The organism is Rufibacter roseus, assembly GCF_001647285.1.
GTDB lineage: Bacteria > Bacteroidota > Bacteroidia > Cytophagales > Hymenobacteraceae > Nibribacter > Nibribacter roseus.
This window is the reverse complement of record NZ_LRML01000021.1, coordinates 28678-53545: the sequence shown is the minus strand read 5'-3', so window position 1 is coordinate 53545 and position 24868 is coordinate 28678. Positions and strand designations below refer to the sequence as shown.

Below are 24868 nucleotides of genomic sequence, written 5' to 3'. Positions count from 1 at the left end.
GTTCATTCGATTCAAGCGCGCGCGTTTGAAGAACCTTGAATGCCTTACTTTCGTGCACCTAAAAACATCAACCTAACCTCATGAATATACACGAGTACCAGGCGAAAGACATTCTGAAACGCTACGGCGTTAGAATTCAGGAAGGCATTGTAGCAGAAACCCCTGAAGAGGCGGTAGAAGCGGCAAAGCGTTTAACCGAGGAAACCGGCACTGGCTGGCACGTTATTAAAGCCCAAATTCATGCGGGCGGTCGCGGTAAAGGCGGCGGGGTGAAATTGGCCAAAAACCTGGAGCAGGTGAAAGAAATTGCCGGCCAGATCATTGGCATGCAGCTGGTAACGCACCAAACGGGCCCAGAAGGCAAAAAAGTACACAAAGTGCTGGTAGCGCAGGATGTTTACTATCCGGGCGACTCTGAGCCAAAAGAATATTACCTGTCTATCTTGCTAGACCGCGCCAAAGCAATGAACGTTATCATGGCTTCTACCGAGGGCGGTATGGACATTGAGGAAGTAGCGGAGCACACTCCGGACAAAATCTTCAAAGAGTGGATTGACCCAGCTGTTGGTCTGCAGGGCTTCCAGGCTCGTAAAATTGCGTTCGCTTTCGGTTTAGAGGGCGAAGCTTTCAAAGAGATGGTGAAGTTCGTGACCAACCTGTATAAAGCTTACGTTGACACCGATGCTTCTATGTTTGAGATCAACCCCGTGTTGAAGACCTCAGACAATAAAATCTTGGCCGTAGACGGCAAAGTAGATTTAGACGACAACGCTCTGTTCCGCCACAAAGACCTGGCCGACCTGCGCGATGTGTTGGAAGAAGATCCGTTGGAAGTAGAAGCCAGCAAGAGCAATCTGAACTATGTAAAGCTTGACGGTAACGTAGGCTGTATGGTAAACGGTGCCGGTTTGGCCATGGCTACCATGGACATCATCAAGCTTTCAGGTGGTGAGCCTGCCAACTTCCTGGACGTAGGAGGTGGAGCCAACGCACAGACTGTAGAAGCTGGTTTCCGCCTGATTCTGCAGGACCCTAACGTAAAAGCCATCCTAATCAACATCTTCGGAGGTATCGTGCGTTGCGACCGTGTTGCAAATGGTGTAGTGGAAGCCTACAAAAACATTGGTGACATTAGAGTGCCAATCATTGTTCGCCTGCAAGGTACCAACGCTGAAGAAGGTGCCCGCATTATTGATGAGTCTGGCCTGAAGGTTTACTCAGCCGTAGCTCTGAAAGAAGCCGCTCAAAAAGTAAAAGACGTATTAGCCGAAGTTGCCTAAGCACATCCGCTTGACCTATAAAGAAAGCCTCTCCTGCTTTAGGAGAGGCTTTCTTGTTTTTAGTCTGTTTTGGCGAAAGAAGGCGGAAAACCTAAAGTTTAATAGTAATCAATCTCCCGTTTACTTATGCTACTGGTTCCATCAGAATATGCAAATATTTGAGTAGTCCAGTTTCCGTGTTTATCATACTTGTAGGTAATGGTCACTTTATAATCAAAAAAATTACCTCCTCTTAATGTTGGCCGCTCCTGTTTTCCACTTTGTTCTTTCACATCTCCATTCTCGTTATAAGAATATTCGGCTAAAAGGATTTTACCTAGGTCATATCGCACGTCATATTTTGCAATCAATCTTCCCTTGTCATCGTACTTGTATTCATAAATTTTGACTAAGTAGGTTTTATAAATTTCTTTGATCAATTTTCCCTTGGAATTATAAGTATAGGACAAAATGGTAGGCGCCCTTTCATTACCTTCTTTTATTTCTACTATTTTTTTGCCTTCGTATTTATAGATGTAGTAACTAGGATGTGTATCCTCTTTTGTTTTATGTAAGATTTTTTGTCGTAAAATCTTACCTAGTTGGTCTCGTTCAAACACGTAATGTCTTTCCAGTACAGTGTCTTTTGTAAAGGAGGAGACACTATTCAATAACCCCTCTGGCGTATAGGTAAGGGTTTTCCGATTGACATTGCAACCACACCAATCCGTTGTTGTGTCAATTGGTAAGTAGACTTCGATTAATCTCCTAGCTGTATCAAACTTTCTGATCTCTGATACACGAATTACTGTTGTGTCTTCCCTTAAGATCCAATCAATTTCATCTACATGCTTAAATTCTATTAATCTCAGCTCCTTTACTGGCCCTTTAAGGTCATGTTCAAACTCTTTCTCAAGCACCTGAGATACGGCCGTGTTTGTCAAACTAAACAGGCCTATAAATAACAAAATCATCCTCATACTTTTGTTCCAATTATCTCAGATTGCTACACTTAATCTTCTAATAATTAATTCACTACAAGTACAAAATTACTATAAATAAAGATTAAAAATTTAAATTATGGTTTGAATTGAAATCTAACTAAAACAGAAAAGCCTTTCCAAATTGGAAAGGCTTTTCTACAATGCATCAAATTCAGGGTCACTATATATTAATCTACCACATTCAGTTTTACCTCAATGTTTCCGCGGGTACCTACGGAGTAAGGGCAAACTTCGTGTGCCTGTTCTACGAGTTCCTGTGCTTTTGACTTTTCTACTCCGTCTACTTTCACGTCTAGCTGTACCGCAAGCCCGTAGCCTCCGTTATCCATTTGGTCAAGACTAACATGGGCTGTAACCGTTGAATTCTCATCTAATTTAACTTGCTGTTTTCCGGCAACAAGCATCAGCGCACTTTGAAAACAGGCGGCGTAGCCGGCGGCAAACAATTGCTCTGGGTTTGTGGCTCCGCCTTTTCCGCCAAGTCCTTCAGGCAGACGAACCGGCATGTCTATAATGCCATCAGATGATTTTACTTGGCCGTTACGGCCTCCGGTAGCGGTTACTTCCGCGGTGTACAGTCGTTTCATAGTAGGTTCTTAATTGATTTGTTACTGTTCTAGTATTATTAAACCGATTTTATTGTGAAATGTTAGGTTACTTCTTCCCTGTTCTCTGTTTTAGCTCTATTTTTCTTAAAACAAGCAAAAAACGCATTCTGGGCTTTCTTTCTATGCTGCCATTTCCTACTTTTGCCCCTGCAATACCGGCCACGTAGTACAACGGATAGTATTGGAGTTTCCGAAGCTCTCGATCCTGGTTCGATTCCAGGCGTGGCCACACAGCGTTAGCGGCAACAAATCTGAAGGTTAATATCTTTCTTCAGGTTTGTTGCCGTTTCCATTTTCCCCTCCATCAGATCTACAATATAAACCAGTCATCAAATCTATTTCTTAGAACACTGGTAACAGAGGGAAAGAGTACATCTTAGTTTAAAATTTTACATTATCTTGTAAACTATTAGTGGCTTTCCTGACTAATGGAGAAAGCAACTGTAGGAGAAAAAACTACTTTTAATTAGACATAGCCCTCATTAGAAATCTATACTTGCTCTAAAGACATGAATGTACTAACTCTCAACCTTTCAGATTCCGTTAAAATAGAAGTTGACAATTCCCTCAGCGGTCTTGAAACCATAAAGTACAATGGAGAGATTGTCTCAGAGAAAAAATCATTACTTGGCGAGAACCATGCCTTTGAGCGGGAGGAGAATGGCGAGATGGTTAAGTATGAAGTGAGAGTAAGTATCAAGCGGCTTGCCAGAGTTGGCATTGACATTTACCGGAACAACAAAGTGCTGCTTTTAAGTTAAAAACCTTTACCCCTTGGCTGAACTGTGGCTTTAGAGCCTTATTCAGCTATGAGATGAAACCCTCTATATACCTAGCACAACCAGGAGGCATAAAAAAGTCTCTTACAATTCATGTAAGAGACCTTTTTTTATGAGAGTTACCTTTTTAGATGGTTCCTGTTACAACCAGTAGCGAATAAATCACGCCTGGCAAGACACCTAATATGGTGAGTATTAAACTAATCCAGAAGCGATTGGTAATTCCTTCATATAAGCCTACTGCCAGCGGCGGAAGCAGAATTGCCAGTATTATCAATAATACGTTGCTTGTAGCCTGGCTCTCACGAAGGGCTTTCTTCACTTCCTTTTTAAAAGCTTTTTTCTCCGCTTTGCTCATGCTGGCCAATCGTTCCTTAGCCTCTGACAAAGCCGCAGCCTCATTTATAGTTGCATTGCTTTCTGGAGCGTTTGGCTGTTTTTCAACTTTAGCTATGTTCTTCTTTTTAAGTACCTCTTTCTCAAAAAGCACTGGGGCCGGAGAACTGGCATTAGCCTCAAGGTCCGCAGGTGCGGCATCAGTATCTGGAGAAGTAGAGGCCAACATATCTTCCGCCACTACCACCTGAGCTTCTTTGGCCTCTTCAGCTGGTTTTACTTTTGCTTTGTTGTAAGATGAGTTAGAGCTAACAGGGGCAAAGCGGTAATACTCTGCCGTGTTACAGGAGAAAAGGAACTGCCCGGCAAGAGCAATGGACATTACTTTGAGTAAGCTTTTGATTTTCATAGTAAGAAAGGTTTGGTAAATGAACTTTAAAAAGCAGGTAAACGCCTTCCTCTACTATTCCCTCAACAAGTTTACCTGAACTATCTTACCTCTTTACTCAACTTTTTGTTACTAAATCCAGAATACTATTGAAATTAATTTGTACAGCAGAATGAGCCCTTTTACTTCAAAAAGAAATAAATTAGCTGTTTGCTTAAGAGCTTTTACAGTAATAGGTGCCTGAAATCCCTAAATACCGATGCTACATCTATACCATTGTAGCACTGCTTAGGCAATTCACAGAAAACAGTAAATGGAATTGCTTAGGAAGGATTAGCTGCACTCAGATTCTTTACAACCTCCAGAAAGGCATCAGTGGTCAAGGGTTTTTCCAGGAATGTGGTTACTCCCAGCTCTTTGATTTGGCGCAGGTCGTTATCATGGGTAGAAGTAGACAAAACTACTATTTTGGTAGAAGCGCTTTTACTGAACTCTAACTTCTGATACTCCTCCAGAAATCCGAAGCCGTTTAAAACCGGCATGTTCAAGTCCATGAGGATGAGGTTTGGGAACTCATCAACTGCTGGCAGGCTTAACAGGTATTCTAAACCCTCCTGCCCGTTTGCGGCAGAGACCAGATCTTCAGATACACCTGTGCTACTAATTATTGTCTGGTTGAGAAAAGTGGTGATCTCATCGTCTTCAATCAGCAGAACTCTTTTAACTTTCAAAGCAGACAATTTTTTCTTGTTTAAACCCTATACTACAAATTTCGGTGAAGATTTTTAAATAACCTACTTTTTGAAAATATTAATTAAGTCAGAAATAATACGAAAGTCTTAATGTATGAAACTACAGGGGCTTTAAACTTTTAAAGGTAAATTAGTTACAAAAGAGGTGAGCCACCTAACTTATAACAACAGAAAATCTGTTTTGATAAAGCCCTAAACATGGCAGTAAAGCTTATGCTGTGCATATGTTTTGAAAGGTAAAACTGTAAAGGGTGTTTATGGTCTGCTTTTCTTAAAACAGCATTAAAAGCCTTCGGTCTGAGACAGCAGTTTCAGCAACACTCCATTCGTCCAACCAAAGCCATCCTGGTTGGGATATTCTCCTCCGCCTCCTTCGGCACCAGTTTTTTCAACATTATATTTCTCTGTCAGTTTTCCTGTACGCTGGTAAACGGCTATGTTCTGATTTATCCAGTTTATGCCAATGGTTTGGGCTAGATCTTTATGGCCGTACGCTTTCAGGCCCTGTATAGTCATCCACTGCAGAGGAGCCCATCCGTTCGGAGCATCCCACTGCTGCCCTGTTTCATTCAGAGTAGCAGGCAGTCCCCCAACCCTCAGAAAATAGCTTTCTATTTTCTGCGCTACATATTTAGCCTGTGAATTGGTGGCTATGCAAAAAAACAAAGGTGTAACGGCGGCTAGTGTAGGTATGTCAGTAGTTGTTTGCTTTACGAAGTCATAATCATAGAAAAACTCGTTTGAACTGTTCCAGCAATATTTAAGAATAGCTTTTCGCCTCGCTTTTGCTTTTTGCTCATAGGTTTTGGCTTCGCTGGCTTTTCCTTCTAACTTAGCCATCTCTGCCAATGTAAGCTCCATGTGGTAAAGCAACGCGTTCAAATCTACCGGAATAAGCTGAGTGGTTCTAATAGTCTGGAGGGTCTTTTCGTCAGCGAACCAGCGGCTACTGAAATCCCAACCAGATTCGGCGGCCGCTCTTATGTCACGGTACACTCGCTCATGGTTTCTTCCTGATAAATGAGCCACCTCTACATCTTCTTTATAAGCTTCTGGTCTGGGGGCAGGTTCATCATCCCAGTAACGGTTTAAAATGCTTTTATCAGGCAATAAAACTACCCTGCGGTGGGTGGGCTGGGCATTAGAAACCGTGCTGGCGCCATCCATCCAGAAGTCATATTCTTTCTGTAAAGGCTGCCGGTACTTTTTGAGAACCTCTGTTCCCTTTTCCTTGGCCAAAATCCGCAGCATGAGGGCGTAGAACGGAGGTTGTGATCGGCTGATATAGTAGCTCCGGTTGCCGTTAGGTATATGCCCTACCGTTTGAATAAGGTGCGTGAAGTTGTCCACCATGTGCTGAATCAGCTCCGTTTCTCCACTTTGCTGCAGGCCCAGCATGGTAAAATAACTGTCCCAGTAATAAATCTCTCTGAATCTTCCTCCGGGTACAACGTATGGGTTTGGCAGGGGTAAAAGAGATCCCTCCTGGGTTGTAGGTTGGCGGGTAAGCACTGGCCACAGCTCTTTTATATGCTCCGTTACCGGCCTTCCAAGGTCAGACTTAAAGTTGGTAGCTGGTTCAGGAGGCAAGGAGAAATTAGCCATCACAAACTCCTTCAAATCAAAGCCGGGTTTATTTTTTTGCTTCTCGTATTCCTGCACAATTTGGGCAGGCGATGATTTAGGCACACAGTCGGTAAAAGTCTTAGAGTCTGGAAAGACCGGTAGCATTTGAACCGCATGGAACAGTTCCCCCAGGTCTTGGTGAGGTTTGTACTGCGCCTGTACCCCCGGCACGAGGCAGAGGTAAGACATCCAAAGCAACAGAAAATATATTCTCACAGATGATAAACTGTTGAGAAAAGCTGACGTGGGCTGTCTCATAGTTAATGCTTTGATTTAATACTATTGTACGAATCCAACCACTCACTAGCTATCTATACAGCTAAAAGATCAATCTCAGAATACTTGGGCTAGGTTTACAGCACCATTGTATTAGATATTGCTTCTTGTTGCACCAATCCCGGTCAAACTACTTATCTTGTTCCATTCTTTTCCAAATGAATACTGAGCAAAACCTATTATTTATCTGTAGCAAAAACCAGTGGCGCAGCCCTACTGCCGAAGACTTGTTTTCTAACCATTCCTATTTTAAGGCTAGATCAGCGGGCACTAGTTCTAAAGCACGTATTAAAGTTACAGAAAAAGTTTTGCACTGGGCTCATGTAGTACTTGTGATGGAAAAGAAGCACAAGGAACTGCTATATCAAAAATTTCTTGCCACAATCCAAATTAAAAGAGTAATAGTCCTGAATATTCCAGATAAGTACAAACGTAACGACCCTGCTTTAATCTCTATCTTGCAGCAGAAATTAGCAGCGCACGGTATAGAGGTGTGATTCAGAAGATGATGTGCAGGGAATATAGAAAGAAAGCCTGCTGTTGGACAGGCAAGGTGATGCCTTAACTTTACAATGAAGTAAACAAGTTAAGCAGGCCTAAAACTTCTCCTCAATGCCTAGGCCAAACAAGGCGTAATCATATTTCACCGGATCATGGGGATCAAACTGGCGGAGGTTTTGTGTCAATTCCTCGGCCATGGCCCAATCAGATTGAGATCGCGTGATCAGTCCCAGCCGCCTTGCCACTCTTTGCACATGCACGTCGCAGGGGCAAATGAGTTCTGCCGCGGGTATTCGGTTCCAGAGCCCAAAGTCCACGCCACAGTCATCTTTCCTGACCATCCAGCGCAGGTACATGTTAATTCGTTTACAGGCAGACTTTTTTGCCGGCGTTGAGATATGCTTGCGGGTACGGTGCGGGGCTTCAGGCAGAGAGAACATTAAGTTATAGAATTGCTCCAGCCGCTCTTTTTGCGTGGAGGGTTCTGTCCCGGACGATCCCAGGAAAGCTTCTTCCAGGCTCTCGTGCCTCTCATAAAACCATTTAAAAAAGTAAACCAGGTACAGCAAGTCAGTATCATTAAAGGTTCTATGCTTAAAACCAAGTAGCTGTTTCAAGTCTTCGTCTTGATGTTGCGTTACAAATTGGTAAGGGGCATAATCCATGCGCTGCATCAGTTCCAGGCACTTATTAATGATGGTTTTACGCTGTCCCCATGCCAGAATAGAAGCAAAAAAGCCTGAAATCTCGACATCTCTTTTCTCGTGAAACCGATGTGGCACAGACACCGGGTCATGGGCAATAAATTCTATGGTGTTATAACGTTGGTACCTATCTTCCAGCAGTGCTTTTACCTGTGCCTGAGAGTGCATGTTTTCAATGGTTAATGGACAATGAGTAATGAGGAGTGATTAATGAGCAAAGGAAATTATTAATCATTGCTCATTAAAAAAGAGGCAGAAAACGGAAGCTAAGCTTAGCGTTTTCTGCCTCTTTTAAGAAAAATAGCCTTAAAATAGACTAGGGCATGTAAGAAAGCTCTACTCTGAAACGCTTATCGGTTACTCCAATTTGCTGACAGGCTTTTTTTGAAAGCTTTACCACCAGCTTGTCATTATCACCGGTTGATGGAATTTTACCAATCACACGCACATATACCACTTGGTCATTAGACGGATTTTTCACCGCCATAATAGTACCAACCGGGGCTGTTTTGTGTAAAGCCAGAAACTTGTTGTCGTCTGACTTCTGGTCTATCAGTTCGGCCATGCCACTTTCATTCACCCTTGACACGTACTCCGCGGCTTTGGCAGTTCTTTCTGCGGTGTCTTCCACCTTTGCCACAGGTTTATCTTTCGTTGAGGCAGTAATAACCGTAGGTGATGATGAGGTGCTCGCTACAGGGGCATCCGCATTTCTGGAACTGGTAACGGCATCATCTCGCTCAGGCACATAAATCTTCGCATTAGATGCACCGTTCGCGCCAACGCCCACAATAAGGTCACGCCCAATCTCTATGGCATTACTTGTAAGCTTGTTCCACTCTTTTATTTCTTCAACCGTTACCCCGTGCATTTTAGAAATGGCGTACAGGGTTTGGCTGGGCTGCACCGTGTGCATTTTATTGCCCTTTCCATCTACCGAATAGGTACGGTTGGCAGCCGGACTAGCGACAGGAGCAGGTTTGGCTGCTGTGGCAGTGGCTCCGGCAGACGCAGTTGCTTTCATTGGAATGAGAACTATCTGCCCGATCATGATGGACTTTTCAATATTCTTATTCGCCTCTACTATTTGGGCTACAGGTACTCCGTATTTGCGTGAAAGAGCATAAAGGGTTTCACTAGGTTCCACTTTATGGGCAATGTACGTTTTCCCATTTTGCTTTCTCACCCCTATTGAGTCACGTACCGCCAGAGTACTAGCAGTTGCAGCCCCTACCGTTAGCAGGCAACATCCTAGAACAAATGCAAACTTCTTTAACATCATCAATCTACTTTACTTATTACTATTACAAAGAAGGTTTTCTCTTACCAAGGCAGAATCACTTTTGAGGGAAAAAAGTTTATCTATACGATCTAAATTAACTGATTTTATATTGATTCAGCAAAGACGGTAAGTTAATATATGACCACATTTGTTGACTGAGGGTGTAAGTTACCAAATTTTCAGTAAACATTCTGCCCTCATTTATAGGTGCCTTTCTCCCTAATTGCAAAAAAATGGCCACTGAACAGTATAACAACGACCTGACCTCCCCTTTTAGCCTGAGGTACAGAAAATTAAATCATCAAAGGTATATACTCTAGAAACAGATTAGACTAACCTAGCTCAGCTACAGCAACTTAAGCTTTTGCTCAGTTCCACTCTCCTTTTCCTTTCTCCTCATTTCTATTTTTACCTTAACTTGCTTTGCCATTATGAATGAAAACTCAATGAAAGCAGTAGGAATTATTCCGGCGCGTTACGCCTCTACCCGATTCCCAGGCAAACCACTGGTAAATTTAGGGGGTAAATCTATGATCCGGCGGGTATATGAGCAGGCGCAGGCATCAGAACTGGCCGCGGTGGTAGTTGCTACCGATGACGAGCGTATATTTTCTCATGTTCATGAATTTGGGGGCAGCGCCGTAATGACCTCTCCCCTACACCAAAGCGGCACCGACCGCTGCCATGAGGCTTATGAGCAGTTGCAGGAGAAGTATGAAGTAGTAGTAAACATTCAAGGCGATGAGCCTTTTATACAGCCGGAGCAGATCAACAGGGTGCTCTCTTGCTTCCAGAACCCCGATGATCAGATAGCCACGCTCATTAAACCTGTTAAAGACCAACAGGAATTATTGAACCCTAACAGCCCTAAAGTGGTGGTGGGTGCGCAAGGCCAAGCTCTCTATTTTAGCCGGCACCCTATTCCCTACCTGCGCGGACACGATCAAGAGCAGTGGCTTGCACAACACGCTTATTTTAAACATATAGGGATTTATGGTTACCGGAGTCAGGTGCTGGCTCAGCTGACAAAGTTGCAGCAGTCTGTCCTGGAGAAAGCAGAATCATTGGAACAGTTGAGGTGGCTGGAGCATGGGTTCAAAATCATTACCGCCACAACAGAAATGGAAACCATAGGCATTGACACCCCCGAAGATGTGGAGAAGGCCCTACAGTTTTTACAATCTTAAGAATAGGAAGTTCGTACTACAGCCAACCTCCTTATTCTTACTAAACAGGTTATTCTTTTGATCATACATTGAGCAAAACATAGCTGCCCCTGCTGGAAAGGCACCAACAGGGGCAGCTATGCTTTTGCTGTTTTCAGAAGCGTAACAGCAATGGTATTTCAATAGGCAAAATTGAATACTCAAGAATTCCGCTCAACCACCAGACTTTTTTGCTTTGTAGCCCAAATCCAGCAATAGCTGAAGCACTTTATCCCTGAAATCACCTTGTACGAAAATTTCACCGTCTTTGGCACTGCCCCCTACGCCACATTTGGTTTTCAAGGTTTTGCCAAGGCCCTGTAAATCATCATCCTGACCTACAAAACCTGTCACCAAGGTTACCTGCTTGCCGCCACGGGCTTTTTTGTCAAGCTGTACCCGCAGGTTCTGCTGTTGCGGAGGCAAGGTTTGCGTTTCTTCTTCCTGCTCGTGGGTGTATTCAAAATCTGGGTTGGTGGAATACACTACCCCTTCCCGGTTTTTCTTGTTCTTGCTCATCTTTTCATCATCTAGTTTACCAATGGCGCCAACACCTCTAACGATAAAGGGTACAGCTGCACTTCAAAATCTGTGGCTTGCCCCCGGTACTCGCCATCGGCGTGGAAATGCTGAGGCACCTCACTGTTTACCTGAACGGTAGAGCAGGTATGAAACTCTGCCAAAGAAGAAGTAGCTATTTGTTTCGTCATGAGGCCATAGCCTAATTGAATGGCTTCGGCCACCCCTACTTTTCTGATTAAGCAAACATCCAGAAAACCATCTTGAATGTTGGCCATAGGCGCGATAAAAGCGTTATTTCCATACTGTGAGGCATTGGCGAATGCCATTACAAAAAAGTCTGAGGTTAGTTCTTTTCCGTTCACCCGTACCGTGGCACCTGAAGATTGAAAGCTCCTAAACTCCCGTATGATTAGCTGTATGTAGCTGCTCAGGCCACGCTTGGTGCTTTGGGCAAAAACCGAACTAATGAGGCCGTCAAAACCTATGCCACCCGTACAGAAAAAAGGATGCCCGTTGATAGAACAGGAATCAATACGTCCAAAAGAAGGTTGATTGATTATCTCCAGCGCTTGTGTCAGCACCATAGGTATGCCTAAATGACGTGCTAAGCCGTTACCTGATCCTTTGGGCAGAATACCCAGGGCAGACGACGTATTTAACAATCCTCTTGCCACTTCGTTCACAGTACCGTCTCCCCCCACGGCCACCACTATGCGGGCCCCTGCTTCAGCAGCTTCTTTGGCCAGAGCAGTAGCGTGGCCAGCATGTTCCGTGAACACTAATTCGGGCTCCCAAACGGTGCGGTCCAGGTATGCTTCTATCAGTTCAGGCACATTTATGCTGCTCTGCGCCCCAGATTTCGGATTTAAAATAAAACATGCCTTTTCCGGGGCCTGTGGCTGAGTCATACGTTTTCTTCTTCTTAGGCAATAATTTTTCTGGCGCTGCTTTTAGAGGTAATATACTGCGTTGATACCTCTGTTTTTGGCTTCATTTCCTAAAATTAGGGCTAAAACAGAAATAGGTTCCCTCATTATTGCGCTTTGCACAACTCCTTTGGTAAAAATACATAAAAAAGTGGTGCCACCGTAAGGCAGCACCACTCTCGTAAATACAGAATGCAGAAGAATTAAGCTCCTAAACGCTCAATCAAATCTGCTGCACGGTTAGAATAACCATACTCATTGTCATACCAGCCTACTACTTTGGCCAAGGTACCCATGGTGGAGGTCATTCCGGCGTCAAAGATGCAAGAGTGTGGGTTACCTACAATGTCAATAGAAACAATAGGATCTTCTGTGTATTCTAAAATACCTTTCATTTCATTCTCAGCTGCTTTTTTCAAAGCGGCGTTGATTTCTTCTTTGGTCACCTCACGCTTTAAGATAACGGTCAGGTCAGTCAAAGAACCATCTGGAATAGGAACACGCATGGCCACTCCGTCTAGTTTCTTGTTCAGGTGAGGCAACACCAACCCAACAGCCTTAGCAGCACCAGTTGAGGTAGGCACAATAGAAACAGCGGCAGCACGGGCACGACGCAAATCAGCGTGTGGCGCATCTTGCAGGTTCTGGTCAGCCGTATAAGCGTGTACTGTCGTGATAAAGCCTTTCTCAATACCGAAAGCTTCATCTAATACTTTGGCCATTGGGGCCAGGCAGTTGGTAGTGCAAGAAGCGTTAGACACAATGGTCTCCTCACCAGTAAGGGTGTCTTCGTTTACACCAAGTACCACCGTTGGGATGTCGCCTTTGGCAGGTGCAGAAATGACTACTTTTTTGGCACCAGCTTCTAAGTGTCCGCCAGCTCCTTTTTCATCTACAAATCGACCAGTAGACTCTAATACCACGTCTACGTTCAGCTTGCCCCAAGGCAGGTTCTTCGGCTCACGCTCAGCGAAGATCTCAATACGCTGGCCGTTTACAGTAATGCTGCTTTCATCAGCAGTAACGGTGCCGTTGAAGCGGCCGTGTACTGAATCGTATTTCAACAGATGCGCCAAAGTAGTGTTATCGGTAAGGTCATTGATGGCCACTACCTCTACATTTTCACGCTCTATCAGGGTCTTAAAGGTAAGACGGCCTATGCGGCCGAAGCCGTTAATGGCTACTCTTATTTTTTTAGACATGACTTATAAGGTTTTATTTCACGTTTTATCGGTGGCAAGTTACGGCTTACAAAAAGCAAAACAAACTAAAAATTTTAAGGCTCATTTTGAGCATCTTACCTTTTAAAGGCAATTATTTTAAAAGGGGGGCTTTGCAAATAAAAAACAGCCCTCTATATTTGCACCATCAAAACCGAAAGATGGTCCGTTCGTCTAGGGGTTAGGACACCAGATTTTCATTCTGGTAACAGGGGTTCGATTCCCCTACGGACTACCAGATTAACCCTTAAAAATCCGCTAAAACGTTTGTTTTAGCGGATTTTTCATTTCAGAGTAACAAAATGGCTTTCTCACTCAGTTTCCCACCCATCTCTGAAGAATGACAAAACTTTGGGAGGCCTCCTAAAGGTCCCTTGGGCTGTTCTTGCCGCCGTTGCCCCCGCTGGCTGTTCAGAGTAACCATTAAAACCCGCCTTTCTATTCCCGGCGGTAAAGCTGCCATTCGCACTTTGGTTTTAGATTTCTAATTCATCCTATTAGAAATCTATGAGCACCTTTGATTTATGGGAAGGCGGAACGGGATGCATGAAGTAAGTTAGCCCGGCTTCTTTAAAATTCAAATGGCTAACTTAAACGGCCATTTTAAGATACATAAGTTTGTTGTTGTAGTTTCCCTAATTCCACTTTCTTTACTAGGTCAGGTCTGATAGAATCTTCTTAAATAACGGAATCGTTTTTTAACCAATTTATTCTTCATCGGCTCAAACCTGTATACCTCATTATTGCCTTTCATAACCACAACGCAGAAAGGCTGACCCATCTTTTTTGTAAGATGATAGATACTTTCAAGCTCAGCGAGATCTTCAAACCAGCTGGCCATTCCATATAAAGAGACAAACGGTGTTTCACTTAACTGTTTGTAAACATTGGGCGCTAACGAGGAGGCCACCTTTTTACCACTCCGAAACCGGGTCATCTCCAGCAATGAATCAGTAGAACTACTATTTGGCACATTCATTTTATGCCAAATATTTTTAGTGAAAGGAGTTGGTTCCACCAAGGCTTCTCTATCCTTTGGATGCGGAGTAATATCCAAAACCGCATCCACTACGTGGGTAGCTTCGTGCAACAAGACATATACAATTGCATCTAAGCTTCCTGCCTCTATTTTTACCTCATACCCTTGTTCTTCTGATTGGTCAAAACAGGTAGATTCTTTCTGGGTTGCCCACTCTGATATTGTTTCATGAAGTATGCCTGCCCGTAAAGTGATGTTATACATTTTGGCACCATCAGGGGTCTGTACTGGGGAGGTTAGGGCGGTGTTGGGCATGTTATCCATAAAGCTGATGCTATGTAAATGCCCTTTGAGAATTTTCTGATGGAGGGGAGGCAAAACAGCAAACGCCTTCTCCACCTTGGCATTTTCAACCGCTGACAGCACATGGTCTGAAGGATTCATGCCAGCTTCTTTAAACATCTTAAAGACATTTTCCGGAGCAGCTGAGACCCGTTCCGATAGCTTGGGATTAACTTGTTGCGTTGGAGACTGCGCGTTACTACTAATTGCTAAAATGAGGCTGAAAGCAAACAGGAAATATGTCTTAAACATAGCTAATTGGGAATTACATACTGTTATATAAAGAATTCATGTCACCAGAGATATCTTAAAAAAAACACAAGGAAAAATACAATTGCATGAAAGCTAGGTTGCAAGATTGGAAGCAGTTGCCAACTATTTCTGGAAATAGTTAGGTGGTAGGTGGCAAGGTCTTTTCTAATTCACTACCCGAACCGTATAAAAAATTAGAAGATCAATTGATATTCATTACTGCTAGCTTTATTGAATATAGTTGAACTCTGCCCGCTTCAAGATGACTGAACGCAAATGTTCCTGGTGCTCATCGCCCCAGCTCCCCAAGGCTGCTATAACAGGAATAAGAGATTTTCCGAAATCGGTTAGACTATACTCAACTTTGGGCGGAACTACTGGGTAAATAACTTTCGAAACCAATTCATGCTCTTCCAGCTCTTTCAGCTGCATGTTTAAAACACGGCGTGAAGCATCCGGTATTTTTCTTTGCAGCTCGCTGGGGCGTTTGTGGCCCTCATTGATAAACCACAGCAAACGGACTTTCCATTTCCCGTAGAGCACTTCACCTATTAAGTCAAGGCCGCAATTAAGGCTTGGCGGTATTTTCCTCTGGTACATTCTGTAAAATTATTCCACTGTTTAAAATGCTACAATAAGGGATAAATTTATCCCTATGCAATTCGTTTTTCCGTACTTGCTGTAGCTATACATACTTCCCATTATTGCATCAAAAAAAGAAGTATGGAACAGCAATTTAATTTTAATAACGAATTATCAGGCAAAATTGCCTTGGTAACCGGCGGCACCAAAGGAACCGGAAGAGCCATTGCCGAGCGTTTACTCCAGGCAGGGGCAACGGTGATCATAACCGCAAGAAACGAACCCGAAGCGCCTAACAAAGATCTGCATTTTATATCGGCTGACTTAAGCACGCCGGAAGGTACCCAAAAAGTAGTCCGGGAAGTTTTCTCACAATACGGCAAACTGGATATTTTGGTAAACAACCTGGGAGGGTCTGAAACCCCGGGCGGCGGGTTTGCCGTTCTGACGGATGAGGACTGGGAAAAGTCCATCCAGACCAACCTGCTGGCCCCTGTCCGCTTGGACAGAGGTTTTTTACCCCGGATGATTGACCAGAGAAGCGGTGTCATCATCCACATCACCTCTATTCAGAGCAAACTGCCCCTGTATGATTCTACCTTGCCTTATGCCGCCGCGAAAGCAGGGCTAGCCAATTACAGCAAAAGTCTGTCAAACGAAGTGGCGCCCAAGGGCGTGCGGGTATTGTCCGTCTCACCAGGTTGGATTATGACTACCGCCGCTGCAAAAATGATGGAAAGGATTGCCCAAAGTTCAAACAGCACAGTAGAGGAAGCCACGGAAAAAGTACTACAGTCCTTAGGCGGAATCCCGATCGGAAGGCCGGCAAAACCCGAAGAAGTTGCCGAGCTAGTCGGTTTTCTGGTCTCACCAAGGGCCAGCTACCTCACCGGAACAGAATATGTCATTGATGGAGGAACCATACCAACCATTTAATAACCATAAAACTAGAAAAATGAATTTACCCAATGTAGTATCAGATTTAGTAAAAGCACAGAATATGTATGACAGTGCTGCTTACGCTAACTGTTTTTCCGAAATAGCCACAGTGGCGGATGAGGGGAAAACATATCATGGAAAAGCTGAAATCAAGCGATGGATTGAAGCAGCAAACGAAAATTACAAAACGGTTATGAAGCCAATCGATTTCAAGGAATCAGAAGAACAAAGCGTTTTGAAAGCTGAAATTTCTGGATCATTCCCTGGCAGCCCTGTTGTGTTAAGCTATCATCTTGAATTAGTAGACGGCATGGTACAGTCATTGAAAATAACAAGCTGACTAAATCAATAAACACCAGGTTTTAAAAGGAAAAGGTCTGATGCGGTTTATTCACCGTCAGCCCTTTTCCTTTAAGTTCCACATTTTATCCCTCTTGCACGGCAGCAGGTTCTAACCTGAGGAACAAGGTAAGTTACAGTAAAAATACCCAAGGAAGGCACAAGGCTAAAATTAGCACTTGCAGTAGTAATTTCCACAGATATCTGCCTTTGGCAGAGAGTAAGTTTAAGCAACCTGCGCAGTTCGTATTGGTTGTAAAGCAGCAGACCAAGCTATCACCTGATCAAGCATGAGGTTTAGCTGCTTTTGGTGTTCAGCAGTGGGGGGAAAACCGCATACCCCTCAAAATCTGATATAAGGGATAGGGCCACTTGTGCCCTAACATCCGCCACCAGCAGCTCCCCCATGATCAATCTTAGATGTTCACTGCCCTTGTGCCATTGGCCGAGCCACCATAGCTCACAAATCCGGCGGCCTTGTTCCCCCACTCATGGTCGGGTGCAGCCCTTCTTCCTCGCGCTTGGACTCAATAATGCCCACCGGCTTTCTGCCCACGAACAACACGTAGTCGGCGGGGCCCACGTCGGTCTGGTATTCGCGCACGGCCACGCCTGGGGCCGAACCTAGGTTGATCTTTTTCTTATCCTGTACTACCCCAGCCACTGGCCTCCAGCATAGCATCTATGCGGTCACGGGCTATTTGTTCTGGGTTTTGGTTCACGGGCAAGGGTAGGTTGTGGGTTTGGAAATATCTTTAAATACTAGAAATCAAGTCTTTTTTTATAAAAGGATGCACATTTTTTAGTTAAACAGGAATATCTATAAAATTTATTGAATTTAAGATAAATTTTTCTTTGAAACTCCTTTAAGCATAGCGTACCTCTACCTGCTCAAGTACCTCCTCTTTACCCACCCTTTCCGTCATCACCGGCAATGTAAACCTAAAGTCACTGCCTTGCCCTTCTTTGCTTTCAACCCATATCTCGCCGCCGTTCAGCTCTATGAAATCTTTGCAGAGTTGCAGCCCCAGGCCTGTGCCTTTTTCATTGGCGGTGCCGGTACTGGAAAAATTGGTGTTTTTGAAAAGCTTGTCCTGGTCCTTTTCTGGAATGCCCACCCCGCTGTCTTTCACAGATATGGTAGCCATTTGCTGATGTACCTCTGAAGCAAGAACAATCACATCACCGCTCTTACAGAACTTAATAGCGTTAGAGAGCAGGTTCCGAAATACCAGCTTCACCATTTCATAATCGGCGAAGGCCACCGCAGAGCCTGACAGCTGATTGATGATCTGAATACCTTTGTTATTGGCTTGTGGCAATAGCAAGTTTATATTTTCCTGGGCCAGAGTCTGGAGCTGAACCTGAACGGGGTGAGTGCCCTCCTCTTCCATCTGCGATTTAGCCCACAGAAACAGGTTGTCCATGAGCCATAGCGAATTCTGCTGCTCCAGTTCCACTTTGTCTAGAAAGCGATTCTTCTCTTTCTCTGGCAGGGCATTCATTCTGATGAGTTGCACCAAACTGTTCAGGCTCACCAGCGGCCCCCTTAAATCATGAGCCACAATAGAGAACAACCGGTCCTTCACCAGATTGCTTTTTTCCAGAAGCTCTTTCTGCGTTTGCAGATCAGTGGCCTGCTGGCGTAAAACCTGGCTGGCCACGGTAATTTCTTCGTTTTTGAGGGCAAGCGTATGGCTTAGCCTCCGGAACTGTTTCTTGCCCCTGAACAGCACGTACGCCAGCGCTGCAAAACTAAGCAGCAAGGTACAGGCCAGATAGGTGACTTTTTTTTGGTGGTTGAGCCTGTTCAGCTGAAGATCACGCTCAGTGGTCAGCTGTATGTTTTCCTTTTCCTTTTTCTCAGAATCATACCGCACCTGCAACTCCTCAATCTGCCGTCTGGCGTTCTCATCGTGCAGGCTGTCTTTATAGGCTGAAGAAAGCGACAAAAACTCATGAGCTTTGGTGACGTTGCCAGAGGCCAGATGAATTTGGTTGAGCAGGTCCAACGACTGAATAATTTCAAAGAACGATCGCTGCTTTCTTGAAATTTCTAGGCTGAGCAATGCATAGTCAACGGCTTTGGCTAACTTTTTCTCTTCCTGATAGGCCTCCGCCAAGCCGCGGTAGGCGTACCCCATATTTAACTGGTGTTCTGTTTCCTTCGCTGCTGCCAACCCTTTCAATAGGTAATCTTTAGCCACAGCCACTTTGCCTGCTTTCAGATATAAATCGCCTAAGTTGATGGTGCTCACTGAGTAACCCACCACATCTCCTATTTCTTTCTTGATCGGAAGGGCTCGTTCATAAAAATGGATAGCCTCGTTTACATGGTCCTGCACCTGGTGGGCATACCCCATGTTGTTCAAAGCTCTACTGATGGCTTCCTTGTTCCCAATTTTTTGGGCAATCTGCAGGCTCTTGCTGTAAAATTCGCGTGCCTTGTCATAAGACTTGAGGTAATTATTAATGTTACCTATGTTGTTATAAGTAGTGCAAATGCCCAGGCTGTCTTTGATTTCTTCCCTGATCTTTAAGGCTTTGTAGTTATATTTTGTGGCAGAGGTGTAGTCCCCGTAGAGTTGGTAGGCAGCACCCACATGATGATAGGCATCAGCCAGCAGCTTTTGGTCTCCAGTAGCCTGAGCTATTGTTACTGTTTCTTGCCCATATTTTATGGCTCCTCCCGGATCACTTGAAGACAGAACCTTTACCAGTTTATTACGTGCTTCAATTTTCTCCTGCACATTGGCCGCATGCTGTACTTTTTGTTCCAGCTCCTTTAAGGTTGGTTGCTGGGCCAGGCAATGAAAGACCAGAAACAGAAGAAAAACAAAGATGGGGGTCTTCTTGAACATGAGCTTGTAAAAGAATAAAGCAAAAGCTAAGCCTTCTAACTATGACAGTGCTATAACTGTGGAAAATACGGGGGAAACAGGGGCCTATTTTTACAGCCGCTTCTGCGGCTCTAATGTACAGAACTCTTAGAATACTTGTAGACCCCGGCAACACAAATTTATTCTGGAATAGCCTTCTGCTATAAGTCATGCACAATTGTTGTATCATGCCTACCAGCCTTCACCAAGAAACTTCATGGCTGCGTCTAATATTTCTTATGCCCGCTTCTTCTATTTCGAACCTGATTTTGAAAAATCAGCCCCAAAATAGAATGAGCATTTTTCTAATCATTCAGATAGAATTTTCGCTTCTATCTTAAAGCTGCGGCGCACGAGTTGGCAACCTGATAAAACACCCTATAGTGGTAGGCCAGCATGTAAAGCTTCTTCAAACCCTAAGGTGCAGCATCTACGTATTAACCCGTAGTTAAAACCCGCAAAACTGCGTCTCTGTGCTTTCAGAGCTGTGCCTGTTGTTACAAATGGTGAAATGTAAATTCCAGCCATCAAAAGGCAAGCCTGGCTACTACCACAGAGTATACATTATTTTTATCACTACTTAATGAACCCAGAAAATAAAGAACCAACTACCTATTTTGCACCAGAACAGCTGGCAGAAGTTACTGACAGCAGAGGGCAGTCTATTTACCAGCTCTTCCAGGAAAAAGTCACTGACCCAGAGTATCCATGTGTGGGCGCAAAAGCGGCAGTTAATTCGAACCAATTCCGGATTGGCCTTTACGGTGAGATGGGCACAGCACAAACAACGCAAGCCTTGGCTCAAGACCTGAAAAAATACATCACCGAAACGCTTGAGGCAGACAGTGAATACATGACCATGCTGGCAGTGTTCACTGATGCGCCGCAAGACGAACTTCAGTTTGAGCAAAAGCTTTGGCAGCAGTTACAGGCACTCCACGACAGCGAAAAGCAAACCCAGACTTGGGCTCCAGAGGTGAGCGATAACCCAGCAGATGAAAACTTCAGCTTTAGCTTTAACGGCACATCTTTCTTTATTGTAGGCTTGCACCCCCAGGCCAGTAGAAAGGCCCGCAGAATGGAATTCACCGCCATGGCCTTTAACCTCCATCGGCAGTTTGAGCAATTACGGGAAAAGGGCGTGTATGACAACATGAAAAAAGTTATAAGAGAAAGAGACATGGCGTATGATGGGTCTATCAACCCTATGCTAAGCGACTTCGGTGATGGTTTAGAAGCCCCGCAATACAGTGGCCGCCAAGTAGACGACAGTTGGAAGTGTCCTTTTTTGGCCGGAAAATAAATGCTGGCTTCAAGTCAAAAAACCTTAATTTTCTTATTGAAGACAATTGCAAATTCTTACTGTAGAGCGGCGGTGGTTTCATCACGTTTTCGCCCACTTTTAAGAAAAGCAAGTCAAAAACAGATTCAGGAAGGCATTTCTTCACATGCTCTCTCCTACCTTAACCTCAAACAGAAGACAACCCAAAGTACAATGGAAACCATACAGAAACAAACCGGTGCCGCTTTTACCTTGAAAGCTGGTGATAAGCTAAAAGTTATTGACCCTATGGGCGAGCAGGTAAGCGACATGGTTTTGTTCAACGCCGAAGACACCCGAGAGAAAATTTCATCTGGCAAAACCTTGGATTTTGAGAATACCATACTCATCACGAAGGGGCACCATTTATGGAGCAATCGGAGCCGGAAAATGATGGAGATTCTGGAAGACACTAACGGCAGAAATGATTTTCTGCTAGCGCCCTGCAGCCCCGAAACCTTCCAGATTATCTACAACAACCATGAATATCACCCCAGCTGCTTTGAGAATCTCTACTCAAATCTGGCTCAGTTTGGCATTACCCCAGACGATATTCCTACGGCTTTTAATATTTTCATGAACGTGCAGTTTGCCTCAAATGGAGAACTTTCTGTAGATCCTCCCACCAGCAAAGCCGGAGATTATGTTTTGTTAGAGGCTAAAATTGATTTGATTGTAGGTTTAACCGCCTGCTCTGCTGAACAGTCTAATAACTACAGCTTTAAACCTATTCAATACGAAATAATACGGGCAGGCAATGAGAACAGCTAATTAAAAGACAGTTTCTTATTACCCAATAGTACAAAGTGTAAAAACACCGCATCAAACGCAGAACCCCTGAAGTTAGCTTCAGGGGCTCTGCGTTTAGAATAATTTGCTACAACAGAATGATGAAGCTAAGGCCCTACAACTGTGGGCCAGCGGCAATAAGTAAATCAACGGTTACTTTTAGCTCTTCGTCTACCTTCACCAGTCCGCCAAACTTTTTGGGCATAGTCAAATCAAAGTCTGAAAATAAGAGGCAAAGGGTGGCGCTTAGCCGTTGACCAGGCTTTCTGCAGAAGTTCACGTTCCGGTATACTTGCTTTTTACCCGCCAGCTGCACCAAAATAGCGCCTTTCATACGTTGCCCCTCCTGCTTCATTTCCAGTACTGCTACCTGAATCTCTGGATAAGTTTCTGCTTTGAGGGTACGGTGAAAGTCTCTGTTAAGCAAAGGGTTGCCACACCCAAATTCTTTTACCGGCAGCTCCATCACTAATCTCTCATTCTTTCCGACTAGCCTGTTCAGAAACAGTGTGTCTGCCTGACGTGTGTTTTCATAGGAACAGTTGATAGCTCCAACAGACGTCATGGCCTGCACTGAAATCCGCTTTCCTCTTACTACCAAATACTGCTCATCGGTCGTAAAACCAGGAAACAAAAGAAGCAGAACCAATACTATATTTGAGAGTAGCATAACCCAAAATTTTATAGGTGAATGAGCTAATCAGACCAGTTGTAAAATTGAAAGGAACTGAGATGGCAGGTTGCTTTATAGCACATGCCAACTCAGTTTAATTTCCAGTCAATTAGAAGTTGTTAGAAGGCAATGGCACCTTCAATCATCACGCCGTTGAACTTGGCACCGTTACGGATATCGTTTACAGGGAAGTCGTTGTATTCCTGGTTCACGTATTCTGCTTTGGCAACTATGTTCTTGGTCACGAACCAACCGGCAGCCAGAGCGGTGCGTTGAATGCTGGCTTCAGTATTCACTCCTTGCAGCGTGCCGCTCACTTTGTTGTAACGACCACCCACGTAGAAGTTCTCTTTTGCTCCTATGCGGTAAACCAAGTCCGCTCCCACCTGATTCCAAGTTCTGTCCTCGGTTTCGTTAGCAGCCTTGCCTTTGGCTCTTTCAAAGTTTCCGAAGAACTCTAAACCACCAAATTTCACGAAAGGATTCACCACCATGGCAGTCACGTTATCGGTCAGGTTAGGGCTGAATCTACCAGATGTAAACTGTGCCGCTATAGTTGCCAGTTGGTTTTCTACCACCAAGTAATATCTTGAACCTGCTCTGTCACCGGCATATAAGGTGTTTCTTACGGAGCTGTTAGTCGTGTACAAAGAGCCGGTAAGGCGCACGCGCAAATTATCGGTTAGGTTGTTGTCATACCCTACTTTTCCATAGTAAGATGGGGCACGATCTTTAGGAGTGGTTAGTCCTCCTTGTATTTCACCACCTGTCACCGCGGCCAAGGCTAGGAAACCGTTTTTCTGGAAGATTACTTCCCCGCCAATTTCAGTGGCAAAGGCATCCATGATATAGTTACCTACAAACGGGTTATGCAGCGCCATGGCATTGTCAGTTCTTCTGAAGTGGGCGTCACCGTAGTTAATTTCCATGTGGCCCACCCGTAAGGTCAGGTTCTGCATTAATCTATCGGCCAATGGGCTGTTCAAGAAACCTAACTTATCAATTTGGAGGTAACCGCCTTTTACCCAGGTTTCAGGGTGGTGCCTAGATGACAGATAGGTTATCAGGTTCAAGCGAATACCGTCTGCCAGCATTACGTCCAGGTTCAGGTTAGCAGTAGCCAGGTTAAAGCCGTAGCCAATTTCAATTAGTTGGTTTAGGTCTTTACCGTTGGCGTCTAATTTTGGGGCAGCGGTGTTACTATGCTCAAGAGCCTGAAACTGCTGGGCAAAACTGCCCCCCAATCTTAATTTAATCCCGTCAAAGGTGGTAGTGTCTGTTTTACCAGTTTCAAAAACGTTAACACCCCGTTGGTCATAAGGTCTCCAATATGGCAAATCGCCTAAGGTGATCTGTGCGCTGGTAGAAATGCTGAAACCAGCTAACATTGCGAGTGAAAGAATAAGCTTTTTCATTTTTTTAATGTGTTGGAAGTGAATGGCGTTGTGTTGTTAAGAATTGGTTGTACTAAATGTTGTTTTGAACTCTACCTTGACTTCGTTTCCTGTTTTGATAGTGCCGAACATAGCGGTGGGAGGCACCATTTTAAAGTCAGTCATTTTAAAGGAAGTTGTACCTTTTAGGTCTATATGGGTGCCACGCACTACTGTCTGCACCTCAAATGTGACCGGTTTGGTGGTGCCGGCTATGGTTAAGTTACCGATAACCTGCCCTTTATTTCCGCCTAAGCTCTTATAAGAGATAAACTTAAAAGTGATAGTTGGATTTTTCTCAGCTTTCAGTGCTTTGTAGGCAATCTCATCCATCTGCCCTTTTCCGCTCTTCAGGGCAGTGGCACTCATGGTTACCTCGGCAGATTTGATGCTCGCCACCTGCTGGTTGTCTAAGGCAATCTCTGCCTTGCCGGTTGCGGAAGAAGCCACCATTTCCCAGTCATGAAGCGTAGAGCTTCCTATTACTTTTAGCTCTGGCTTACCTGATAGTTGGAAAACACTTTGTGCACTTAGTGGAAGATACAGGCCAAATACCAACCCTAGTACCCATGCCATTTTGAATATTCTTGCCGTTTTCATGACTGCTTGTTTTGTTAAATTTCTTATGCAAAACTACAGCCGCGGACCAGGCTAAAAGATGACTGGCGTCATGTGGGTACATGATGTTAAATAGGTTTTTAGTAAAGAACAAACTGCTTCAGTTCACAACTTCAGCAGATCTATAAACCTTCTAAAGAAAAACTATATCCCTTTAACCTTTATTAGATTTTGCAAGGGGGATGAGATGACGTAATAACAAGTGTAGATTGTTCAAAGTCAGCTAGGCGACCAATGCTGAACCTGCTCAAACTGATGGTTGTAATAACTAGAAGTGCTTGCGTTTTAGCTCCGTTTTATGAAAAGGAGCCTGAAAAGAGAAGCTGTTCATACC

The 24868-nt window shown here is 44.2% G+C and carries 25 protein-coding genes and 2 tRNA genes; 10 read left to right on the top strand and 17 right to left on the bottom strand.

Going from position 1 to position 24868, the window contains the following annotated elements; translation table 11 throughout:
- Nucleotides 1-80: 80 nt before the first annotated feature.
- Nucleotides 81-1280, top strand: a complete 1200-nt coding sequence (gene sucC, locus A8O23_RS20055; protein ID WP_066625541.1) for an ADP-forming succinate--CoA ligase subunit beta — start codon at nt 81-83, stop codon at nt 1278-1280.
- Nucleotides 1281-1378: 98 nt separating this feature from the next.
- Here the strand turns inward: sucC and A8O23_RS20050 are convergent, their stop codons facing one another.
- Both A8O23_RS20050 and A8O23_RS20045 read right to left on the bottom strand, forming a co-directional pair.
- Entirely contained in the window at nt 1379-2203 is an 825-nt protein-coding gene (locus A8O23_RS20050; RefSeq protein WP_153042301.1) for a hypothetical protein, read from the bottom strand.
- 227 nt (nt 2204-2430) lie between these two features.
- Nucleotides 2431-2850 (bottom strand): organic hydroperoxide resistance protein, encoded by a 420-nt coding sequence (locus tag A8O23_RS20045; protein ID WP_066625529.1) that lies wholly within the window; start codon nt 2848-2850, stop codon nt 2431-2433.
- Nucleotides 2851-3028: 178 nt separating this feature from the next.
- Between A8O23_RS20045 and A8O23_RS20040 the strand changes: the two genes are divergently transcribed.
- Nucleotides 3029-3100 (top strand) — tRNA-Arg (locus tag A8O23_RS20040).
- Between the two features lie 280 nt (nt 3101-3380).
- Nucleotides 3381-3632 carry a hypothetical protein gene (locus tag A8O23_RS20035; RefSeq protein WP_066625526.1) on the top strand — a complete coding sequence of 84 codons (252 nt, stop codon included), beginning with the start codon at nt 3381-3383 and terminating at the stop codon, nt 3630-3632.
- Between the two features lie 145 nt (nt 3633-3777).
- Here A8O23_RS20035 and A8O23_RS21940 read toward each other — a convergent pair whose 3' ends face one another.
- The 3 genes from A8O23_RS21940 to treF all read right to left on the bottom strand — a co-directional run bounded on the left by A8O23_RS21940 (nt 3778) and on the right by treF (nt 6968).
- Nucleotides 3778-4395: a YqaE/Pmp3 family membrane protein gene (locus A8O23_RS21940; RefSeq protein WP_239693462.1), complete on the bottom strand. Its 618-nt coding sequence runs from the start codon at nt 4393-4395 to the stop codon at nt 3778-3780.
- A gap of 302 nt (nt 4396-4697) precedes the next feature.
- The gene (locus A8O23_RS20025) at nt 4698-5105 is read right to left on the bottom strand and encodes a response regulator (RefSeq protein WP_161486774.1); all 408 of its coding nucleotides are present in this window, start codon (nt 5103-5105) and stop codon (nt 4698-4700) included.
- A gap of 303 nt (nt 5106-5408) precedes the next feature.
- A complete protein-coding gene (gene treF / locus A8O23_RS20020; protein WP_317039558.1) occupies nt 5409-6968 on the bottom strand; it encodes an alpha,alpha-trehalase TreF in 1560 nt (519 codons plus the stop codon).
- A gap of 218 nt (nt 6969-7186) precedes the next feature.
- On the opposite strand from treF, the gene A8O23_RS20015 reads away from it, so the two are divergent.
- Nucleotides 7187-7525, top strand: a complete 339-nt coding sequence (locus A8O23_RS20015; protein WP_066625519.1) for a low molecular weight protein tyrosine phosphatase family protein — start codon at nt 7187-7189, stop codon at nt 7523-7525.
- A gap of 99 nt (nt 7526-7624) precedes the next feature.
- Here A8O23_RS20015 and A8O23_RS20010 read toward each other — a convergent pair whose 3' ends face one another.
- Nucleotides 7625-8401: a TIGR02757 family protein gene (locus tag A8O23_RS20010; protein ID WP_066625517.1), complete on the bottom strand. Its 777-nt coding sequence runs from the start codon at nt 8399-8401 to the stop codon at nt 7625-7627.
- Nucleotides 8402-8549: 148 nt separating this feature from the next.
- Complete coding sequence (locus tag A8O23_RS20005; RefSeq protein ID WP_239693461.1) at nt 8550-9515, bottom strand: LysM peptidoglycan-binding domain-containing protein; 966 nt, start codon at nt 9513-9515, stop codon at nt 8550-8552.
- Nucleotides 9516-9961: 446 nt separating this feature from the next.
- On the opposite strand from A8O23_RS20005, the gene kdsB reads away from it, so the two are divergent.
- The gene (gene kdsB / locus A8O23_RS20000; protein WP_066625562.1) at nt 9962-10702 is read left to right on the top strand and encodes a 3-deoxy-manno-octulosonate cytidylyltransferase; all 741 of its coding nucleotides are present in this window, start codon (nt 9962-9964) and stop codon (nt 10700-10702) included.
- A gap of 192 nt (nt 10703-10894) precedes the next feature.
- Here the strand turns inward: kdsB and A8O23_RS19995 are convergent, their stop codons facing one another.
- The 3 genes from A8O23_RS19995 to gap form a co-directional block, all read right to left on the bottom strand.
- On the bottom strand, nt 10895-11239 hold the full coding sequence (locus tag A8O23_RS19995; protein WP_066625514.1) for a translation initiation factor: 345 nt from the start codon (nt 11237-11239) through the stop codon (nt 10895-10897).
- Nucleotides 11240-11250: 11 nt separating this feature from the next.
- Nucleotides 11251-12150, bottom strand: coding sequence for a diacylglycerol/lipid kinase family protein (locus A8O23_RS19990; RefSeq protein WP_066625511.1), 900 nt, complete (start codon nt 12148-12150; stop codon nt 11251-11253).
- A 221-nt stretch (nt 12151-12371) separates the two neighbouring features.
- A complete protein-coding gene (gap, locus tag A8O23_RS19985) occupies nt 12372-13370 on the bottom strand; it encodes a type I glyceraldehyde-3-phosphate dehydrogenase (protein WP_066625508.1) in 999 nt (332 codons plus the stop codon).
- A 181-nt stretch (nt 13371-13551) separates the two neighbouring features.
- Between gap and A8O23_RS19980 the strand changes: the two genes are divergently transcribed.
- Nucleotides 13552-13626, top strand: a tRNA-Glu gene (locus A8O23_RS19980).
- 420 nt (nt 13627-14046) lie between these two features.
- Here the strand turns inward: A8O23_RS19980 and A8O23_RS19975 are convergent.
- Nucleotides 14047-14961, bottom strand: a complete 915-nt coding sequence (locus tag A8O23_RS19975) for a hypothetical protein (RefSeq protein ID WP_239693459.1) — start codon at nt 14959-14961, stop codon at nt 14047-14049.
- A gap of 228 nt (nt 14962-15189) precedes the next feature.
- Nucleotides 15190-15561, bottom strand: coding sequence for a winged helix-turn-helix transcriptional regulator (locus tag A8O23_RS19970; RefSeq protein ID WP_066625502.1), 372 nt, complete (start codon nt 15559-15561; stop codon nt 15190-15192).
- A 123-nt stretch (nt 15562-15684) separates the two neighbouring features.
- On the opposite strand from A8O23_RS19970, the gene A8O23_RS19965 reads away from it, so the two are divergent.
- Both A8O23_RS19965 and A8O23_RS19960 read left to right on the top strand, forming a co-directional pair.
- Nucleotides 15685-16479 carry an SDR family oxidoreductase gene (locus A8O23_RS19965; RefSeq protein WP_066625499.1) on the top strand — a complete coding sequence of 265 codons (795 nt, stop codon included), beginning with the start codon at nt 15685-15687 and terminating at the stop codon, nt 16477-16479.
- Between the two features lie 19 nt (nt 16480-16498).
- Nucleotides 16499-16822, top strand: coding sequence for a nuclear transport factor 2-like protein (locus A8O23_RS19960; protein ID WP_066625497.1), 324 nt, complete (start codon nt 16499-16501; stop codon nt 16820-16822).
- Between the two features lie 459 nt (nt 16823-17281).
- Here A8O23_RS19960 and A8O23_RS21710 read toward each other — a convergent pair whose 3' ends face one another.
- Together A8O23_RS21710 and A8O23_RS19950 are read right to left on the bottom strand one after the other, a co-directional pair.
- Nucleotides 17282-17503, bottom strand: coding sequence for a hypothetical protein (locus A8O23_RS21710; protein ID WP_192849060.1), 222 nt, complete (start codon nt 17501-17503; stop codon nt 17282-17284).
- Nucleotides 17504-17687: 184 nt separating this feature from the next.
- Nucleotides 17688-19682, bottom strand: coding sequence for a tetratricopeptide repeat-containing sensor histidine kinase (locus A8O23_RS19950; protein WP_066625493.1), 1995 nt, complete (start codon nt 19680-19682; stop codon nt 17688-17690).
- 601 nt (nt 19683-20283) lie between these two features.
- Between A8O23_RS19950 and gntA the strand changes: the two genes are divergently transcribed.
- Both gntA and A8O23_RS19940 read left to right on the top strand, forming a co-directional pair.
- The gene (gene gntA / locus A8O23_RS19945) at nt 20284-21003 is read left to right on the top strand and encodes a guanitoxin biosynthesis heme-dependent pre-guanitoxin N-hydroxylase GntA (protein ID WP_066625491.1); all 720 of its coding nucleotides are present in this window, start codon (nt 20284-20286) and stop codon (nt 21001-21003) included.
- A 192-nt stretch (nt 21004-21195) separates the two neighbouring features.
- Entirely contained in the window at nt 21196-21792 is a 597-nt protein-coding gene (locus A8O23_RS19940) for a DUF1989 domain-containing protein (protein ID WP_066625560.1), read from the top strand.
- A 133-nt stretch (nt 21793-21925) separates the two neighbouring features.
- On the opposite strand, the gene A8O23_RS19935 is transcribed toward A8O23_RS19940, so the two are convergent.
- The 3 genes from A8O23_RS19935 to A8O23_RS19925 form a co-directional block, all read right to left on the bottom strand.
- Nucleotides 21926-22480 (bottom strand): hypothetical protein, encoded by a 555-nt coding sequence (locus tag A8O23_RS19935; protein ID WP_066625484.1) that lies wholly within the window; start codon nt 22478-22480, stop codon nt 21926-21928.
- 122 nt (nt 22481-22602) lie between these two features.
- Nucleotides 22603-23898 carry a hypothetical protein gene (locus tag A8O23_RS19930; RefSeq protein WP_066625482.1) on the bottom strand — a complete coding sequence of 432 codons (1296 nt, stop codon included), beginning with the start codon at nt 23896-23898 and terminating at the stop codon, nt 22603-22605.
- Between the two features lie 36 nt (nt 23899-23934).
- Nucleotides 23935-24516, bottom strand: a complete 582-nt coding sequence (locus tag A8O23_RS19925) for a YceI family protein (protein ID WP_066625475.1) — start codon at nt 24514-24516, stop codon at nt 23935-23937.
- Nucleotides 24517-24868: the final 352 nt, after the last annotated feature.

What these genes read in the sequence shown, in the direction of transcription:
- sucC (WP_066625541.1), top strand. Translation starts at nt 81, where the DNA reads ATGAATATACACGAGTACCAGGCGAAAGACATTCTGAAACGCTACGGC.
- A8O23_RS20045 (WP_066625529.1), bottom strand. Translation starts at nt 2,850, where the DNA reads ATGAAACGACTGTACACCGCGGAAGTAACCGCTACCGGAGGCCGTAAC.
- A8O23_RS20035 (WP_066625526.1), top strand. Translation starts at nt 3,381, where the DNA reads ATGAATGTACTAACTCTCAACCTTTCAGATTCCGTTAAAATAGAAGTT.
- A8O23_RS21940 (WP_239693462.1), bottom strand. Translation starts at nt 4,395, where the DNA reads ATGAAAATCAAAAGCTTACTCAAAGTAATGTCCATTGCTCTTGCCGGG.
- A8O23_RS20015 (WP_066625519.1), top strand. Translation starts at nt 7,187, where the DNA reads ATGAATACTGAGCAAAACCTATTATTTATCTGTAGCAAAAACCAGTGG.
- A8O23_RS20010 (WP_066625517.1), bottom strand. Translation starts at nt 8,401, where the DNA reads ATGCACTCTCAGGCACAGGTAAAAGCACTGCTGGAAGATAGGTACCAA.
- A8O23_RS20005 (WP_239693461.1), bottom strand. Translation starts at nt 9,515, where the DNA reads ATGATGTTAAAGAAGTTTGCATTTGTTCTAGGATGTTGCCTGCTAACG.
- kdsB (WP_066625562.1), top strand. Translation starts at nt 9,962, where the DNA reads ATGAAAGCAGTAGGAATTATTCCGGCGCGTTACGCCTCTACCCGATTC.
- A8O23_RS19995 (WP_066625514.1), bottom strand. Translation starts at nt 11,239, where the DNA reads ATGAGCAAGAACAAGAAAAACCGGGAAGGGGTAGTGTATTCCACCAAC.
- A8O23_RS19990 (WP_066625511.1), bottom strand. Translation starts at nt 12,150, where the DNA reads ATGACTCAGCCACAGGCCCCGGAAAAGGCATGTTTTATTTTAAATCCG.
- gap (WP_066625508.1), bottom strand. Translation starts at nt 13,370, where the DNA reads ATGTCTAAAAAAATAAGAGTAGCCATTAACGGCTTCGGCCGCATAGGC.
- A8O23_RS19975 (WP_239693459.1), bottom strand. Translation starts at nt 14,961, where the DNA reads ATGTTTAAGACATATTTCCTGTTTGCTTTCAGCCTCATTTTAGCAATT.
- A8O23_RS19970 (WP_066625502.1), bottom strand. Translation starts at nt 15,561, where the DNA reads ATGTACCAGAGGAAAATACCGCCAAGCCTTAATTGCGGCCTTGACTTA.
- A8O23_RS19965 (WP_066625499.1), top strand. Translation starts at nt 15,685, where the DNA reads ATGGAACAGCAATTTAATTTTAATAACGAATTATCAGGCAAAATTGCC.
- A8O23_RS19960 (WP_066625497.1), top strand. Translation starts at nt 16,499, where the DNA reads ATGAATTTACCCAATGTAGTATCAGATTTAGTAAAAGCACAGAATATG.
- A8O23_RS21710 (WP_192849060.1), bottom strand. Translation starts at nt 17,503, where the DNA reads ATGCTATGCTGGAGGCCAGTGGCTGGGGTAGTACAGGATAAGAAAAAG.
- A8O23_RS19950 (WP_066625493.1), bottom strand. Translation starts at nt 19,682, where the DNA reads ATGTTCAAGAAGACCCCCATCTTTGTTTTTCTTCTGTTTCTGGTCTTT.
- gntA (WP_066625491.1), top strand. Translation starts at nt 20,284, where the DNA reads ATGAACCCAGAAAATAAAGAACCAACTACCTATTTTGCACCAGAACAG.
- A8O23_RS19940 (WP_066625560.1), top strand. Translation starts at nt 21,196, where the DNA reads ATGGAAACCATACAGAAACAAACCGGTGCCGCTTTTACCTTGAAAGCT.
- A8O23_RS19935 (WP_066625484.1), bottom strand. Translation starts at nt 22,480, where the DNA reads ATGCTACTCTCAAATATAGTATTGGTTCTGCTTCTTTTGTTTCCTGGT.
- A8O23_RS19930 (WP_066625482.1), bottom strand. Translation starts at nt 23,898, where the DNA reads ATGAAAAAGCTTATTCTTTCACTCGCAATGTTAGCTGGTTTCAGCATT.
- A8O23_RS19925 (WP_066625475.1), bottom strand. Translation starts at nt 24,516, where the DNA reads ATGAAAACGGCAAGAATATTCAAAATGGCATGGGTACTAGGGTTGGTA.